This is a genomic window from Halobacillus litoralis, assembly GCF_009856445.1.
GTDB lineage: Bacteria > Bacillota > Bacilli > Bacillales > Halobacillaceae > Halobacillus > Halobacillus litoralis.
This window is the reverse complement of the sequence record NZ_WMFA01000003.1, coordinates 38,856-55,733: the sequence shown is the minus strand read 5'-3', so window position 1 is coordinate 55,733 and position 16,878 is coordinate 38,856. Positions and strand designations below refer to the sequence as shown.

Below are 16,878 nucleotides of genomic sequence, written 5' to 3'. Positions count from 1 at the left end.
GACTCCACCCTCTCCATTAATGTTTGAAGTGACGCATTCTAGTAAAGACCATCGCGATGCCATGTTTGTTGCAGGCATCAATGGAATCCTGGTCACGTTTGGAACCGCCTGGCTGGATGATCGCAGTCACGCCTGCTTCCGCTGCGGCCTCCACAGTATCCGGCATCGGGAAGAAGGCATCGGACGCCATGATGCTGCCTTCCGCGTTCTCACCTGCCTGTTCGAAGGCGATTTTCGCTGCACCGACACGGTTCATCTGGCCGGCGCCGACACCAAGTGTACGGTCCCCTTTTGCAACGACGATCGCGTTCGACTTCACATGCTTAACGACCTTCCAGCCAAGCTTCAAATCTTCAAGCTCCTGCTCAGACGGCTCACGTTCTGTCGCCACTTCAAGCTCGACATCATCCAGAGACCCTTCATCGGCATCTTGCACGAGCAGCCCGCCGTTGACGGTTACGAGTTTATGAGCCGGACGATCCGCTTTTTTCATATCCACTTTCAGCAATCGAAGGTTTTTCTTCGTCGTCAGGATATCCAGTGCTTCTTGACTGAAGGACGGAGCGATGATGATCTCAAGGAAAATTTCTTTCAATTTCGCCGCTGTATCAGCATCCACTTCCCTGTTCAAGGCCACGATGCCTCCGAAAATAGAAACAGGGTCGCCTTCATACGCTTTTACATACGCGTCATACAAGTTCTCACCAACTCCGACACCACACGGATTCATGTGCTTGACCGCGACCGCTGCTGGCTTATGGAACTCGAGCACGACTTCAAGGGCCGCATTGGCATCCTGAATGTTGTTGTAGGAAAGTTCTTTCCCGTTCAGCTGTTCCGCTTCGGCGAGAGAAGTTCCTGCGAAATTCGCTTTCTTATAAAAGGCAGCGTTCTGATGCGGGTTTTCTCCATAGCGTAACGATTGCACTTTTTCATAGGTCACAGAGTACGTCTCAGGAAATGGTTCTTCAGTTAAACCGGAAAAATATTCGGCAATCATCGCATCATAATTGGCGGTATGACGGAAGACTTTGGCTGCTAGCTTGCGTCGGGCCTCATAAGAAAGCGCGTCGTTCTTGAGACCTTCCACGACCTCATCGTAATCGGAAGGATCCACGATGACCGCCACGTCTTCAAAACTCTTTGCAGCGGAACGCAGCATCGTCGGTCCACCGATATCGATGTTCTCAATTGCATCCGTTTCTGTGACGCCTTCTTTCGCGATCGTTTCCTTGAACGGGTACAAGTTGACGGCCACAAGATCGATGGTCTCGATGTTCAGTTCTTCAAGCTGCTTCATATGTTCTTCATTGGAGCGCTTAGCAAGTAGTCCACCATGGACCGAAGGATGAAGTGTCTTCACACGTCCGTCCATGATTTCCGGAAATTCAGTGACCTCGGAAATGGATTGCACCGGGACTCCTGCTTCCTCAATGGCTCGTTTCGTGCCACCTGTAGAGATAAGTTCAAAATCGAGTTCATGTAGTTTTTTTGCAAAATCAGTCAATCCTTGTTTGTTGGATACGCTCAGTAAGGCACGTTTCTTCATTGAGATTCCTCCTTGATGAATAATGATTGAATCACTTGTGGGTAGAGACGGTGTTCGACCGTCTGGATTTTGTCTTTCACATCGTCCGCTGTGTCAGTCTCTTCGATATCGATGGCTTCCTGAGCGATGATCGGTCCTGTATCCATGCCGTCATCGACAAAATGGACCGTCACGCCGGTCACTTTCACTTTCTTCTCCAGCGCCTGACCGATGGCATCTTTCCCAGGAAATGCAGGCAGCAGGGACGGGTGGATGTTGACGATGCGGCGTTCATAAGGCTTCAGTAACGTAGGTCCGATGAGTCTCATATACCCGGCGAGCACGATGAATTCAATCCCCCGCTGCCGGCAGTCCTCCAGCACGGCCTGTTCATAAGCCGCCTTGTCTGAAAAACTTTTCGCCCGGTAAACGACGGTATCGATTTCATGCTTCTGTGCCTTTTCGATGACAGGGGCACCGATGCGGTCACAGACGAGCAGGGCGATGTTCGCTTCAAGCTCTCCGGATTCCACTTTACTGAAGATGGCATCGAAATTCGAACCGGTGCCGGAGGCGAAGACAGCGATGTTGATCATATGCCCTGCACTCCTTCCTCGTCCGTCACTTTTCCGATGACGACCGCATCATCACACGCTCCAAACGCGGCGTTCACATCAGAAGGATCAAGCACGACGACCATGCCGATGCCCATGTTGAACACTCCGAACATTTCCTCATCGCTGATCGACCCTTTTTCCTGCAAAAAGCGGAACACCTCTGGGACCTGCCAGCTGTCTGTATCGATTTCGCAGCCTAGTCCTTCCGGAAGTGTGCGTGGAAGGTTTTCGTAAAAACCGCCTCCCGTAATGTGTGCGATTCCTTTAATGGCAGTGTTTTTCTTCAGCGATTGAATTTCAGGAACATAAATCCTCGTCGGCGTCAGCAGGGCTTCCCCCAGTGTTCGGGTCCAGCCCACAGGTACCATATCCAGATCCAGGTCTGCGATGAGTTTCCTGACGAGAGAAAACCCGTTCGAGTGGACACCAGAGGAAGGAAGACCGACTAAGACGTCTCCTTCTTTGATTTCATCTCCTGTGATGATCTGCTTCTTTTCTGCCATCCCAACGACAAAACCGGCGAGGTCGTATTCCTCTTCTTCATACATCCCTGGCATCTCTGCCGTTTCTCCACCGACTAGCGCAGCCCCGGACTGTTCACAGCCATCCGAAATCCCTTTGACGATCTGCTCGATCCGGGCAGGGTCATTACTTCCACAGGCGATGTAATCCAGAAACAGAAGCGGATCTGCGCCTTGGGCGACGATATCGTTGACACACATCGCAACGACGTCCACACCGATCGTATCATGCTGATCCATCTCGAACGCCAGCTTCAGCTTCGTTCCGACTCCATCTGTTCCTGTCACAAGAACAGGTTGTTGATAGCTCATGCCGCTCAGGTCAAACAATCCAGCGAATGAACCGAGTCCACCCATCACTTCCGGCCGCATCGTGCGGGCGACATGTTTTTTCATCCGTTCGACCGCTTCGTAACCAGCTTCGACATCAACGCCCGCCTGTTTATACGATTGACTCATCTCGCTTCCCTCCTATGCTTTTTCATATGGATGCATCGTGTTCGGATAAATTTCTGTCGGATAATTACCTGTAAAACACGCCATGCAACCGCCGTGTTTCAACGACTCTTCTCCTTGATAAATGCTGTCGTTCAAGCCCTGGACCGATAAAAAAGCAAGGCTGTCCGCGCCGATCTGCTCTTCAATTTCCTCGACGGAATTGTTCGCAGCAATCAGCTCTCCGCTGTTGGATGTATCGATGCCATAATAACAAGGATTTTGAATCGGAGGAGACGCAATCCGCACATGGACTTCCTTCGCCCCCGCTTCCTTCAGCATCTTCACAATCCGGCGGCTCGTCGTTCCCCTCACGATCGAATCATCGACCATGACGACTTTTTTACCCTCGACAATACCCCGGACAGCAGAAAGTTTCATTTTCACCCCTTGTTCACGGAGCTCCTGGGACGGCTGAATGAACGTACGGCCGACATAGCGGTTTTTGATTAAACCGAGCTCATAAGGAATTCCGGAAGCTTCCGCATAACCGATGGCTGCCGAAATGCTTGAGTCAGGCACACCTGTTACGACGTCCGCTTCAATCGGAGCTTCTTCTGCCAGCGATTTGCCCATCCGTTTGCGGGAAGCGTGGACATTCTTTCCATCAAGGTTGCTGTCGGGTCTTGAAAAGTAGACATATTCCATGGAACAGAGCGTGCGCTGGATCGGAGCAGAGAACCGTTTGGATTCTATGCCCTCATCCGATATGATCAAGAGTTCACCAGGGTCGATTTCCCGGTCATACTCAGCGCCTACTACATCAAAAGCACACGTTTCTGAAGAGACGACCCATGATTCTCCAAGATGGCCAAGACTGAGCGGACGCAATCCACGCGGGTCATTGGCGACAAACATACGGTCCTCCGTCATGACAAGAAACGCATACGCGCCTTTGATCATCGAAAGAGCTTCCATAATCGCCTGCTCAAGAGGCAGATGTCGCGCGCGTTTGATTAAGTGGGCAACCACTTCGGTATCCGACGTCGTCTGCAAAATGCTCCCCTGTGCCTCCAGCTGATTTTTCAACGCCTGAGCGTTCACAAGGTTTCCATTATGAGCAAGGGCCAAGCCGCCTGTCTGAGAACGGAAGTGGAGCGGCTGAATATTCTCATAGCCGCCATCCCCTGCCGTTGCATAGCGCACGTGGCCGATTGACGCATGACCACTCAAATCTTCGAGCTTATTTTCAGAGAAAACTTCATTGATGAGGCCGTGTCCTTTGGCAAGCTTCAGCTGTTCACCGTCCGTTGTGACGATTCCAGCTCCCTCCTGACCGCGGTGCTGGAGGGCATGTAAGCCGTAATACGTCAGCTGGGCCGAATCCTGATGCCCCCAAACGCCGAAAATGCCGCACTCTTCATTTAACCCTTTGATTTCACCAAGCATCCGATCGCTCCTTTCCACGCTTCTTTTAACACTGATGTCTTTTCTTCCAGAACGACGTCTTCCTGCTTGATTCTGTACACCCCGTTTTCCGTAACGGTTCCGATCAGACGAGCGTCTGTGACACTCTGCTCGAACGCGCCCTTTTGTTCCGGCGCGACGGTGACGATAAAGCGTGACTGCGATTCTGCAAACAACGCTGTGACCAGTTCACCACCGAGAGTCACTTCACAACCGAATTCGTTTTCAAACAGCTTTTCTGCAAGAGCAACTGACAAACCACCTTCGGATACGTCATGAGCAGAGACGACAAGTCCTGCACGTATCGCGGTTAGCAGTTGCTTTTGACGGTTGTACTCTGTCTTCAAATCAAGCGCAGGAGCTTTGCCGAAATGTTTCCCTTCAAGCATCCCCTGCAGTTCACTACCACCGAATTCTGCGTGCGTCTCTCCAATCACATAAATCAAATCCCCGGCGTTCTGAGCATGAGATCGCGTGATATGGGCGACATCATCAATCAAACCGACCATACCGACGATCGGTGTCGGGTAAATCGCCTGACCTCCGAATGATTCGTTATACAAGCTGACATTCCCACCGATGACAGGCGTTTCAAGATCACGGCACGCCTCGCTCATTCCGTCGACGCTTTTTTCCATCTGCCAGAAGATTTCCGGATTTTCCGGTGATCCGAAATTGAGACCGTCCGTAATTCCCAGCGGACGTCCACCCGAACAGATGATGTTTCTTGCTGCTTCGGCGACAGCGATTTTCCCACCGACCTCAGGATCGACATAGAGATAGCGGGAATTGCAGTCGGTCGTCATCGCGAGCGCTTTACTCGTACCGCGTACGCGAAGCACAGCCGCATCGGATCCTGGAGTGACGACAGTATTGGTCTGGACCATGGAATCGTACTGATCGTACACCCATTCCTTACTGGCGATCGTCGGCTGTTTCAATAGATTCACCAATGTTTCCCGGTAGTCTGTGACTTCAGGTTTATAGTCTTCCATTCTTTGAAACTCTTCATAGTAAGCAGGAACGCGGGACGGCTGGTGGTAAACCGGTGCATCCTCAGCAAGAGAATCGACTGGAACATCCGCTACGACTCCCCCGTGATGCTCAAGGCGGAAGCGCTTCGTATCCGTCACTTCGCCAACAGCTACTGCTTCCAGGTTATACTTCTGGAAAACTTTCGCAATCTCATCTTCACGTCCTTTTTCTACGACGAGAAGCATGCGTTCCTGTGATTCAGAAAGCATCATTTCATAGGCTGACATATTTTCTTCACGCTGCGGGATGTGATCAAGGTTCATCGTCATCCCCGTGCCTGCTTTACTTGCCATTTCGCTTGCTGATGAAGTGAGACCCGCTGCCCCCATATCCTGAATACCGACAAGAGCATCGTGCTGAATGACATCCAAACAAGCTTCGATGAGCAGTTTTTCCATGAACGGATCTCCCACCTGTACGGATGGACGCTTTTCTTCGGACTCTTCCGACAACTCTTCCGATGCGAAGGTAGCGCCGTGGATGCCGTCGCGGCCAGTCTTGGCTCCTACGTACATGACAGTGTTCCCGATTCCTGCGGCAATCCCTTTTTGAATATCTTTATGATCGATCAATCCGACACACATCGCATTGACGAGCGGATTCCCATTGTACGCATCATCAAACTGGACTTCTCCACCGACCGTCGGGACGCCGACACAGTTGCCGTAACCGGCGATGCCGCGGACGACTTCTTCAAAAAGATACTTCACACGGGGCTGCTGCAAGGAACCGAACCTGAGTGAATTCAGAAGCGCAATCGGACGGGCCCCCATCGAGAAGACGTCACGCAGGATTCCGCCGACGCCTGTCGCTGCCCCTTGATAGGGTTCAACCGCTGAGGGGTGGTTGTGGCTTTCAATTTTGAAAACGACGGCCTGATCATCACCGATATCGATGATTCCCGCACCTTCTCCGGGACCTTGGAGCACGTGTGAACCTTCGGTCGGAAATTTTTTCAAAAGTGGTTTGGAGTTTTTATAGCTGCAGTGTTCTGACCACATGACCGAAAACAAGCCGGTCTCTGTGTAGTTCGGACGACGGCCGAGAATTGAGCAGATCGAGGCATACTCGTCATCCTTCAGCCCCATCTCTCTATAGACGTGCTGTGCTTCGATTTGTTCTGGACTGATCTCAAGCATTGATGGCATGGTGTTCCCTCCAGTGTGTCAAAATCGATTCAAATAGACGAAGACCGTCATCGTGACCAAGAAGCGCTTCGACCGCCCGCTCCGGGTGTGGCATCATGCCGAGCACATTTCCTTTTTCATTGGTGATGCCGGCTATGTCTCCGACGGACCCGTTCGGGTTCTGGTCATACGTAAAGACGATCTGCTTGTTGTTTTGGAGCTTCTGAAGCGTTTCTTCGTCACAAAAATAATTGCCGTCTCCGTGCGCAATCGGAATTTGGATTTTTTCCTTTTGCTCAAAATGACTGGTGAACATCGTGTCGGCATTTTCAACCGTCAAGGTTTCAAAATGGCACATGAACTTGAGCTTTTCATTCGGAAGCATCGCTCCTGGAAGAAGTCCCATTTCGAGGAGGATCTGGAATCCGTTGCAGACACCAAGGACTGGTTTTCCTGCCTCAGCCGCTTCCCTGATTTGTGCGATGACATCAGACGTCGAGGCAATAGCACCAGAACGCAGGTAGTCGCCGTAAGAGAAGCCGCCCGGCAATAGAATCCCGTCATAGTTTGCTAGATTCGCTTCCTTATACCAGACAAGATCCGCTTCTGCACCAAGCTGGTCCTTCACAGCAAAGTACATATCACGGTCACAATTCGACCCTGGAAAAACGATGACAGCGAATTTCACGTTAACCCGCCTCCTCAATCGTGTAGCTGTAATTTTCGATGACCGGGTTGGCAAGAAGCTGGTCACACATGCGGTCGATTTCCGCTTCAAGGTTGTCACTGTCTTCAACCATCACTTCCATGTATTTGCCGACGCGGACGTCCTGGACGTTGTTGTACTCCAGCGATTGCAGTGAATTGTGGACGGCTTTCCCCTGGGGATCAAGGACACCTTCTTTTAATGTGATGTGGATCTTTACTTTGCGCATATGTTCTCCTCCAGTCGATGTAAAATTTTTGTGTACGTATCGATCAAGTCACCGGTACTTTCCCGGAAGACGTCTTTATCCATTTTCTCGCCTGTTTCCTGGTCCCAGAGCCTGCACGTATCCGGGGAAATTTCATCAGAAAGGACGATGGTGCCGTCTTGGAGGCGGCCGAATTCCAATTTGAAATCGACAAGTGTCAGTCCTGCCGAGCGGAAAAGCTTTTGAAGTTCTATATTGATGTCTAGGGCCTGCTGTTTGATAAACGTGAGTTCTTGTTCTGTGATGTCCGTCAGATGATAGGCGTGGACATCGTTGATGAGCGGGTCATTCAATTCGTCTTTCTTGTAAAACAATTCAATGATCGGTGGAGTGAAGCTCGTTTTTTCTTCAATACCGAGCCGGCGTGTAATGCTGCCAGCCGCCTGGTTGCGGACAACGACCTCAAGAGGAATGATGTTCGTTCGTCTGACCAGTTGTTCGGTGTCGTTCAAAGCTTCGATAAAGTGGGTCGTAATGTTGTGCTGGTGTAAGTATTGGAATACTTTCGAGGTAATCAAGTTGTTGAGGCGTCCTTTGCCTGTGAACTCGTCTTTTTTCTTTCCATTAAATGCTGTAGCGTCATCTTTGTAAGATAAAACGAGCTGATCCGACTCATCTGTCGTATGATAAACCCGTTTCGCTTTCCCTTCGTACAATAAAGAACCCTTCATACAATAACACCTCGCTAAGGAATTGGGATTTTTTGTATGACCTGGTACACCAGTTTCTGGTGTACCAGGTCATACAGTATTTTCCATCATCATCTAACCTTCATCTCACGGTGATCTTTCCGCTTTCGTCTTATAGTCCGATGCGGTCGAAGATGCGGTCGACTTGTTTCAGGTGGTGCTTGTAGTCGAAGCAGGCATCCAGCTGTTCTTTGGACAGGGTGGATGTAATCTTGTCGTCTGCTTCAATCAGTTCACGGAACGGGATGCCACGTTCCCATGCCTCCATGGCTTTCGGCTGGACGAGGTCGTAAGCTTCTTCGCGCACGAGACCTTCATCGATGAGCGTCAGCAATACACGCTGGGAGAAGATCAGTCCGTATGTTTTCTCCATATTTTCCTGCATCCGTTCAGGGAAGACCGTCAAGTTCTTCACGATGTTGCCGAAACGGTTCAACATGTAATTCAAAGCAATCGTTGCGTCAGGCAGAATGATGCGCTCTGCAGAAGAGTGAGAAATGTCACGTTCATGCCAAAGCGGTACGTTCTCAAAGGCCGTCAGCATGTTACCGCGCAGCACGCGTGCCATTCCGGTCATATTTTCAGAACCGATGGGATTCCGTTTATGCGGCATCGCGGAAGATCCTTTTTGACCCTTCGCGAAGAATTCTTCCACTTCTCTTGTTTCCGTTTTTTGCAATCCGCGGATTTCCACAGCAATTTTCTCAATGGAAGTGGCAACCAAAGCAAGCGTGGATACATAATGAGCGTGACGGTCCCGCTGCAGCGTCTGCGTCGATACAGGTGCTGGCTTCAGGCCAAGCTTTTCACACACGTACTCTTCAACAAACGGATCAATGTTGGCATAGGTCCCAACCGCACCGGAAAGCTTTCCGAACTGGATGTGGTCCATGGCAAGATCCAAACGCTCCAGATTCCGCTTCATCTCTTCATAATAAAGCGCAAGCTTCAAACCGAACGTCGTCGGCTCAGCATGAACCCCATGGGTACGCCCCATCATGACCGTATGTTTGTGTTCCTTCGCCTTTTCACCAAGGATCTCGATGAAGTTGACAAGATCTCTGCGAATGATTTCATTCGCCTGTTTCAATTGATAGGAAAGCGCCGTGTCTACCACGTCTGTTGAAGTCAGTCCATAGTGGACCCACTTCCTTTCTTCTCCGACCGTTTCAGAAACGGCACGCGTGAAAGCTACAACGTCGTGACGGGTTTCTGCTTCAATTTCATGAATACGATCGATGGAGAAGGAAGCACCTTCGCGCAGCTTCTTCATGTCTTCTTTCGGTATGACCCCAAGTTCACTCCACGCTTCACACGCTAAAAGTTCAACCTCAAGCCATGCCTGGTATCTATTCTCTTCTGTCCAAATCGCACCCATTTCCGGGCGTGTATAACGTTCTATCATTGTCTTCCTCCTACCATAAATGGATCTGATTTTCTGTGATGATTTTGTCGATCTCTTCTAAAGTTTCGCCGATAAATGTAAGGTGTCCCATTTTACGGGTCTGACGAGCTTCCCCTTTTCCATAATCGTGAATATGAAAGCTGTGATAGTATTCCAGACGATCCAGCAAAATGCCTCGATGTTTGCCGAGCACATTCACCATCACCGCGGCCCCCAACGAATGGACCGGTAACAGTGGAAGGCCGCAGATCGCACGGACGTGCTGTTCGAATTGCGATACGCTGCACGCTTCAATCGTATAATGGCCGGAGTTGTGAGGACGCGGTGCCATTTCGTTGATGAAAATGTCATCACCCTTCACAAACATTTCCACAGCGAATGTACCGACCACTCCGATTCGTTCCGCCAAAACCTCGACAGCTTCACGGACGCGCTCTTCCACTTTCCCAGAAATGGTTGCCGGAACCCTAGATTCATGCAAAATGTGGTTCTTATGGATATTTTCCGCAATCGGGAACGGGATGATACGCCCATCCATCCCTCTTGTAAACACTTGAGAAATTTCCAGATCGAATTCAAGCCACTGCTCTACAATGTAAGTGCCGCCTTCTTTCATAAAAGAACGGACATCTTCAAGTTGCGTTTCATCTTCGATTCTCTGCTGCCCCTTGCCATCATAGCCTCCGCTCACCGTCTTGATGACAGCCGGATAGCCGGTGATGGTAAGCGCTTCTTCCACCTCTTCAAAAGTGTTCACAATGCGGTACTCGGGAACAGAGAGTCCTGCTTCGACCGCGATTTCTTTCTCTTTAGCCCTGTTCTGGGTTACTTCAAGCGCAAAAGCTCCTTGAGGCAGCTTCCCTTTTTCTTCAAAAAGCCGCGCCACATCGAGATCGACGTTTTCAAATTCGTAGGTGATCACGTCGCTGACGGTACTCAATCGCTCTGCTGCTTCTATGTCATCATATGGAGCTACAATATGTTTTTCAGCAATCGAGGAACAAGGGCAGTCTTCTGCAGGATCAAGAACAGCGATTTTATAGCCCATATGCCTTGCCGCGACCGCCATCATGCGACCGAGCTGGCCGCCTCCTAAAATCCCGATGGTCCTTCCTGGTCTTATCACATCAGGTTTCACGAAGGTCCCTCCTCATTCCGTCGACTTTATCAACCATCTGCCGACGATAGTCTGATAGTTTTGAAGCAACTTCCTGGTCGAAAGCCCCGATCATTTCTGCTGCCAGGAGACCCGCATTTTTCGCGCCTGCCTTTCCGATCGCAACGGTAGCGACAGGAACGCCCCCTGGCATTTGCACGATGGATAAAAGAGAATCCAGCCCTTGCAAAGCTTTCGATTCTACCGGAACGCCGATGACCGGTAGTGTGGTTTTGGAAGCGACCATCCCAGGCAGGTGAGCCGCGCCCCCTGCTCCTGCAATAATCACTTTCAACCCTTTTTCCAGGGCCGTTTCCGCGTATGTGAACATATCTTCAGGTGTACGATGTGCGGAGATGATTTCTTTTTCATAATCGATCGAAAGTTCATCCAAAACGCTGCACGCTTCTTTCATTGTCTCCCAATCTGAAATGCTGCCCATAATCACGCCTACATTTGCCATCGAATCCCTCTTCTCTTTCGTAGCATTAAAAAAGCCTGCTCGACGCCCCTCAAAAAAATGAGAGGAGTCAAACAGGCACACGTGTGTCCGGTCTGAGAAAGCTTCTTCACAGCTTAAACTCCCCTCATAGTCCGGAAATTTACGGTTCCCAGGTAGAGACGTACGGGCCATATCCCCGTCATATATGAGGTCGTCTATGCAATTCTGCCTTCATCATATCAAGTTCTGTTCACAGATGTCAACGCAAATGTCGAACATTGATGAAAACTTAACAATAAATTGTTCGGTTTTATTCCTTTACTGCATGAAATACGATCGTTTTCCCTACAGGTTCCATCACTATTTCCCCGTCACGGGTTTCTTCACGAAAAACGGGCTCTTCCGCACGACGGACCGGAGTGTAACCTTCTTTTTTCATGCGGTCGAGGCATTGACCGATCGTTTCATTTTCGCTAACTTCAAAGCGCTTCTTGCTGTTCTTTTTGGGCATCACGAATCTTTCCTCTCTTGACGGATTTCACCCAGAATCCACCATGAATCTGCTTCGGTTCATACGCCACAATAAAGGCTTTCGGATCGATGTCCCGGATCGTTTCATACAAAGACAGTTCATACTTCCGGGGCGTCAGGATCTGCATGGCCAGACGGTCGCCTTCCATTCCATACGCATACCAGCTTGTCACACCATATCCTTTTTCACGAAGTCTGCGGGTGAATTCGATATCTGGGTTTGAAGATATCACATTAACTGTAATATACCCGAGAGCGAGCTTCTCTTCAATCTTCATCCCGACGATAACACCAAGACCATACCCGACGGCATAGGCAATGACATTTTCAATTTGGTCCAGACGATCGAGGACAAGGCCCAGCCCGAAAATGTACGTCACGATTTCGAACATGCTGATGAACGCAGCAAAATACCGCTGTCCCTTCAGTGTAAAAATCATCCGGAGGGTAAAGAACGAAACATAAACAATGTTGACAGCTAAAATGATCCCGATCAGCAATAATGGGTTTTCAAGCATATTAGAGAGCCTCCTAGGCCGAGGTGTGCCCAAACCGTGACATTCACCCAGACAATGTTCTTTGCATACACTATAAACCATGAGAAGAGACGTGCACAACAGATTTGTGACGCAATCTATGACATTTTTTGGAGGATGATGACATGAATCAATTCAAAGATTGGAAGACCAACCTCGACCGCTTCTTCGGGCAGGATTTCTGGGGAGACTTCGACGGTATGATGAAGCCCTCCGTTCCCGCCATCAACATGTATCAATACGACAATGAACTGCTTTGCTTCGTCAACATCCCGGGCATGAATCACCCGAAAAATGTTGACGTCCTGGTCGACCATTCAACATTGACCTTAAGTGGGAAAATTGAAATCAACAACCGCGGCGGCCATCAGATCAAAGCTGAAATCGCTGACGGTGCTTTTGAAAGAAGCATTGATCTTCCCTTCCCCGTTCGGCATGACAAAGTGGAAGCGACGTATAAGCATGGCCTGCTCGTCATTCAGCTCCACCGCTACATTTCAGATTCAACGAAACAGCGTCCGATCACCATCCGTCATTTGGAGGATGAATGATGAATAAAACCGGCAGCCGTACGAACGGCGCGCCGGTTTCTTTTTTGCCTGGATGAATCTAGCCGCTACCAGGCTATATGAGCATCTTTGAAGCTTTTATTAGCGGATTTTGCCATTATATTAGCAGGTTCATCGAATATATTAGCAACTTTCAGCCATATATTAGCGAGTTTTACTATTATATTAGCAACTCCATCATATCGGTGACATTAGCCACTTTATCGATGGCTTTCCACCATTTTTCGGTCAGTTTCACTAGTTTATCAGTGACTTCAGACCATTTATCAGTATCTTTACGCCAGGAAGACAAAGTACAGCACAAAAATCACAAACAGGAAGTACATAATCGGATGAATCTCTTTGCCGCGCCCCTTCAACATCATCGTAATCGGATAGAAGATGAACCCGATGGCAATACCCGTTGCAATGCTGTAGGTCATCGGCATTGCAGCAATCGTAAAGAAGGCAGGAACCGCGATTTCAAACTGATCCCAATCGATATTTTTCAGAGTTGAGGCCATAAGCACACCAACGATGATCAAGGCAGGCGCTGTCACTTCCGCAGTAACCACAGATAGTAGTGGCGAGAAGAACAGAGCCAGAATGAAGAATCCGGCTGTAACAACAGATGTGAAACCTGTACGTCCACCAGCGCCGACACCAGCTGTGGACTCAATGTAAGAGGTTGTCGTAGAAGTACCGACAGCGGCACCAACGACGGTTGCTGCTGAATCCGCAAATAACGCACGGTTGGCACGTGGCAATTTATTATCTTTCATAAAACCTGCCTGTGTCGCTACCGCTACAAGCGTTCCTGCTGTGTCGAAAAAGTCGACGAATAGGAATGTTAAAATAACGACCAGCATTTCAATCGTGAAAATTTCACCAAAATGCGTAAAGGCAGCACCGAAGGTCGGCGCAACGCTCGGAGCTGTGCTCACAATATCTCCAAACCCTGCCGGCGGCGCAATTAAACCTGTCACGATACCTGCAATAGACGTCAGGACCATACCGTAAAAAATACCGCCTTTTAACCCCATAGCCATCAGCATGATACTTACGATGATCCCGAAGATGGAAAGAAGAGTCGGGCCTGCCGTCAAATCGCCAAGCTGAACTAATGTCGCATCACTGTTCTGGACAATTCCTGAGTTCTGAAATCCAATGAATGCGATAAACAAGCCGATTCCGGCACCGACCGCGAGCTTTAGGTTTGCTGGAATCGCATCGATGATCATCGTCCGCAGGCCTGTCACGGTTAATACAATAAAAATAAGTCCTGAAGCCAAAACGCCTGCGAGCGCTGTTTCCCAAGGAATCCCGAAACCTAAAACGACGGTGTAAGCGAAAAATGCATTCAAGCCCATACCCGGCGCAAGAGCGATCGGATACTTGGCGAACAATCCCATAATCAGTGTACCGACAGCCGCTGCGATCGCCGTCGCTGTGAATACGGCTCCTTTGTCAATCCTCGTTACACCTTCCGGAAGCTGCTCAATTCCATCAAGTGCAAGAGTAGATGGGTTGACGAACAAAATGTACGCCATCGCGAGGAAGGTCGTTAAACCTGCCATAAACTCTCTGCGATACGTCGTCCCAAACTTTTCAAACTTAAAAAACTTACTCATAACCATTTCCTCCCCTTTTCCCTCATTCTCTAGGATCAGTCACTCTCTTTATTTTTGTCCCTGACCCTTCACCTTCTTTTTTTGGTGCCTGGCACTAAACTGTCTCTCTCCGGTGCCTGGCACCAAACTGCCTCTCTCTGGTGCCTGGCACTAAACGTAAGGCATCAAACGGAAGCACAAGAAAATAAAAAAGACACTCTCGGAAGCTCCAAGAGTGTCTACATCTATACGAAGGAAACGGACGAAAGGTAGAACCTACAAAGGTCTCCCTCATCGTCTATTCACCAACGTAGTCAGACCGATTTACGGTAGTCTGGTAGAAACTCATGGGCCTTATCCCCAAAATTATACGACGGTGTTGCTTTATTCATTTGTCTCTATCTTACAAGGTTCGACATCATTAGTCAACCCTAAATCCGAACATTAAATCACAAATATAAAATAATGTTCGATTATTCCCATTCAATCGTTGCAGGTGGCTTACTTGTCACATCGTAAACGACGCGGTTGATGTGGTCGACTTCGTTAACGATTCGAGTGGAGATCTTCTCAAGGACATCCCATGGGATACGTGCCCAATCCGATGTCATTCCATCAATGGACGTAACCGCACGAATTCCGATGGTGTAATCGTACGTACGCTCATCACCCATGACCCCAACGGAACGGATGTCAGGAAGCACGGTGAAGTATTGCCAGATGTCACGGTCAAGTCCTGCTTTTTTAATTTCATCACGAAGGACATGGTCTGATTCGCGGACGATTTCAAGCTTCTCTTCTGTCACTTCCCCAAGAACGCGGATCGCGAGGCCGGGACCTGGGAATGGCTGGCGCCAAACGATATGTTCAGGAACACCAAGCTCTGTTCCAAGCGCACGCACTTCATCCTTGAACAACGTGTTCAGCGGCTCGATCAATTCGAACTGCATGTCCTCAGGAAGACCGCCGACATTGTGGTGGGATTTGATCGTCTGCGCGGTTTCTGTACCACTTTCGATAATATCCGTGTACAGCGTTCCCTGTGCGAGGAAATCAATTTCTTTCAATTTTTCAGCTTCATCATCGAAAACATATATGAACTCATTGCCGATGATTTTTCGTTTCTTCTCAGGGTCGGATACACCTGCAAGCTTGCTCATGAAACGGTCTTTGGCATCTATTTTGATGATGTTCATGTTAAAGCCGTCACCAAGGGTACGCATAACTTCATCCGCTTCATTTTTACGAAGAAGTCCGTGATCGACGAAAATACACGTGAGTTGATCGCCGATGGCACGGTGAATCAAAGCAGCGACAACAGAAGAATCCACGCCACCACTTAAGGCGCACAACACTTTACGGTCGCCGACTTTTTCACGGATTTTTTCCACTTCCATTTCCACCACATGTTCCATTGTCCAGTCATCCTTCGCTTCACAAACGTCGAAGACAAAGCTGCGCAGGATGTCATTTCCATATTCGGAATGACGGACTTCCGGGTGGAACTGAACCCCATACATGCGGGCTTCATCATTACTGATAGCGGCTACTGGGCAGGACGGGCTCGTGGCATCGACCTGGAAACCCTCCGGAGCTTCGATGACTTTATCGCTGTGGCTCATCCAAACCGTTTGTTCTCTCGGTGTTTTAGCAAAAATCACCGGTTCTTTGGCCACATTGATGTCCGCTTTTCCATATTCACGCTCTTTCGCACGTTCGACTTTCCCACCGAAATGATGGGTCATCAATTGCATGCCATAGCAGATTCCAAGGACTGGAATACCAAGTTCAAAAATCTGTTCGTCACAACGGAAGCTTTCTTCCCCATAGACGCTGTTCGGTCCACCGGAGAGGATAATCCCACTTGGGTTCATCGCTTTAATCTCTTCGATGCTCATTTTGTGAGAGTGAAGCTCACTATACACTCCGAATTCACGGATTCTACGTGTAATCAATTGGTTATACTGGCTCCCGAAGTCCAGCACGAGAATCATGCCTTGTACTTGTTCCATCTGTTCCACTCCTTGATCTATAGACTATTATTTTTTTCATAAAAAAATGGATGGATCCCCCGCCTCAATCCACGACGACGAAGGCAGAAATCCATCCATGTACATACATGTCACGTGATTCCCACCTTCATAGTCAGGGCGTTTACGGTGCCCCGGTAGAGACTCTCGGGCCATATTCCCGAGGATATACGAAGGAAGAATGCATCTGATAATTTTCATTCATTCTATCAACCGCATGAAAAGGA

At 49.2% G+C, this 16,878-nt stretch carries 16 protein-coding genes and 3 riboswitches; of the genes, 1 reads left to right on the top strand and 15 read right to left on the bottom strand.

The window, feature by feature from the left end; genetic code table 11:
• Window positions 1-16: 16 nt before the first annotated feature.
• From purH to GLW00_RS10690, 13 genes are all read right to left on the bottom strand, one after another.
• Entirely contained in the window at window positions 17-1,549 is a 1,533-nt protein-coding gene (gene purH / locus GLW00_RS10750; RefSeq protein WP_160913916.1) for a bifunctional phosphoribosylaminoimidazolecarboxamide formyltransferase/IMP cyclohydrolase, read from the bottom strand.
• A complete protein-coding gene (purN, locus tag GLW00_RS10745; RefSeq protein WP_160913914.1) occupies window positions 1,546-2,124 on the bottom strand; it encodes a phosphoribosylglycinamide formyltransferase in 579 nt (192 codons plus the stop codon). The genes purH and purN overlap by 4 nt, the downstream gene beginning before the upstream one ends.
• Window positions 2,121-3,125, bottom strand: a complete 1,005-nt coding sequence (gene purM, locus GLW00_RS10740) for a phosphoribosylformylglycinamidine cyclo-ligase (protein WP_160913912.1) — start codon at window positions 3,123-3,125, stop codon at window positions 2,121-2,123. Before purM ends, purN begins: the two co-directional genes overlap by 4 nt.
• 12 nt (window positions 3,126-3,137) lie before the next feature.
• Window positions 3,138-4,550: an amidophosphoribosyltransferase gene (gene purF, locus GLW00_RS10735; RefSeq protein WP_160913910.1), complete on the bottom strand. Its 1,413-nt coding sequence runs from the start codon at window positions 4,548-4,550 to the stop codon at window positions 3,138-3,140.
• Window positions 4,526-6,751, bottom strand: a complete 2,226-nt coding sequence (gene purL, locus GLW00_RS10730; protein ID WP_160913908.1) for a phosphoribosylformylglycinamidine synthase subunit PurL — start codon at window positions 6,749-6,751, stop codon at window positions 4,526-4,528. The genes purF and purL overlap by 25 nt, the downstream gene beginning before the upstream one ends.
• The gene (gene purQ, locus GLW00_RS10725) at window positions 6,735-7,418 is read right to left on the bottom strand and encodes a phosphoribosylformylglycinamidine synthase subunit PurQ (RefSeq protein ID WP_160913906.1); all 684 of its coding nucleotides are present in this window, start codon (window positions 7,416-7,418) and stop codon (window positions 6,735-6,737) included. Before purQ ends, purL begins: the two co-directional genes overlap by 17 nt.
• Window position 7,419: 1 nt before the next feature.
• Window positions 7,420-7,665 carry a phosphoribosylformylglycinamidine synthase subunit PurS gene (purS, locus tag GLW00_RS10720; RefSeq protein ID WP_089651512.1) on the bottom strand — a complete coding sequence of 82 codons (246 nt, stop codon included), beginning with the start codon at window positions 7,663-7,665 and terminating at the stop codon, window positions 7,420-7,422.
• Complete coding sequence (purC, locus tag GLW00_RS10715) at window positions 7,653-8,375, bottom strand: phosphoribosylaminoimidazolesuccinocarboxamide synthase (protein ID WP_160913904.1); 723 nt, start codon at window positions 8,373-8,375, stop codon at window positions 7,653-7,655. The genes purS and purC overlap by 13 nt, the downstream gene beginning before the upstream one ends.
• A 130-nt stretch (window positions 8,376-8,505) precedes the next feature.
• On the bottom strand, window positions 8,506-9,798 hold the full coding sequence (purB, locus tag GLW00_RS10710; RefSeq protein WP_160913902.1) for an adenylosuccinate lyase: 1,293 nt from the start codon (window positions 9,796-9,798) through the stop codon (window positions 8,506-8,508).
• A 10-nt stretch (window positions 9,799-9,808) separates the two neighbouring features.
• Complete coding sequence (gene purK / locus GLW00_RS10705) at window positions 9,809-10,936, bottom strand: 5-(carboxyamino)imidazole ribonucleotide synthase (protein WP_160913900.1); 1,128 nt, start codon at window positions 10,934-10,936, stop codon at window positions 9,809-9,811.
• Window positions 10,926-11,417, bottom strand: coding sequence for a 5-(carboxyamino)imidazole ribonucleotide mutase (purE, locus tag GLW00_RS10700; protein WP_160913898.1), 492 nt, complete (start codon window positions 11,415-11,417; stop codon window positions 10,926-10,928). The genes purK and purE overlap by 11 nt, the downstream gene beginning before the upstream one ends.
• 107 nt (window positions 11,418-11,524) lie before the next feature.
• Window positions 11,525-11,625, bottom strand: a riboswitch (purine riboswitch).
• 81 nt (window positions 11,626-11,706) lie between these two features.
• Complete coding sequence (locus GLW00_RS10695; protein ID WP_160913896.1) at window positions 11,707-11,907, bottom strand: NETI motif-containing protein; 201 nt, start codon at window positions 11,905-11,907, stop codon at window positions 11,707-11,709.
• Window positions 11,876-12,445, bottom strand: coding sequence for a DUF2179 domain-containing protein (locus GLW00_RS10690; RefSeq protein ID WP_160913895.1), 570 nt, complete (start codon window positions 12,443-12,445; stop codon window positions 11,876-11,878). Before GLW00_RS10690 ends, GLW00_RS10695 begins: the two co-directional genes overlap by 32 nt.
• A 143-nt stretch (window positions 12,446-12,588) precedes the next feature.
• Between GLW00_RS10690 and GLW00_RS10685 the strand changes: the two genes are divergently transcribed.
• Entirely contained in the window at window positions 12,589-13,014 is a 426-nt protein-coding gene (locus tag GLW00_RS10685; protein ID WP_160913893.1) for an Hsp20/alpha crystallin family protein, read from the top strand.
• A 293-nt stretch (window positions 13,015-13,307) separates the two neighbouring features.
• On the opposite strand, the gene GLW00_RS10680 is transcribed toward GLW00_RS10685, so the two are convergent.
• Both GLW00_RS10680 and guaA read right to left on the bottom strand, forming a co-directional pair.
• Window positions 13,308-14,642 carry an NCS2 family permease gene (locus GLW00_RS10680; RefSeq protein WP_160913891.1) on the bottom strand — a complete coding sequence of 445 codons (1,335 nt, stop codon included), beginning with the start codon at window positions 14,640-14,642 and terminating at the stop codon, window positions 13,308-13,310.
• 270 nt (window positions 14,643-14,912) lie between these two features.
• A riboswitch (purine riboswitch) is annotated at window positions 14,913-15,015 on the bottom strand.
• Window positions 15,016-15,094: 79 nt separating this feature from the next.
• Window positions 15,095-16,633, bottom strand: a complete 1,539-nt coding sequence (gene guaA, locus GLW00_RS10675) for a glutamine-hydrolyzing GMP synthase (RefSeq protein WP_160913890.1) — start codon at window positions 16,631-16,633, stop codon at window positions 15,095-15,097.
• Window positions 16,634-16,743: 110 nt separating this feature from the next.
• Window positions 16,744-16,845, bottom strand: a riboswitch (purine riboswitch).
• Window positions 16,846-16,878 lie beyond the last annotated feature (33 nt).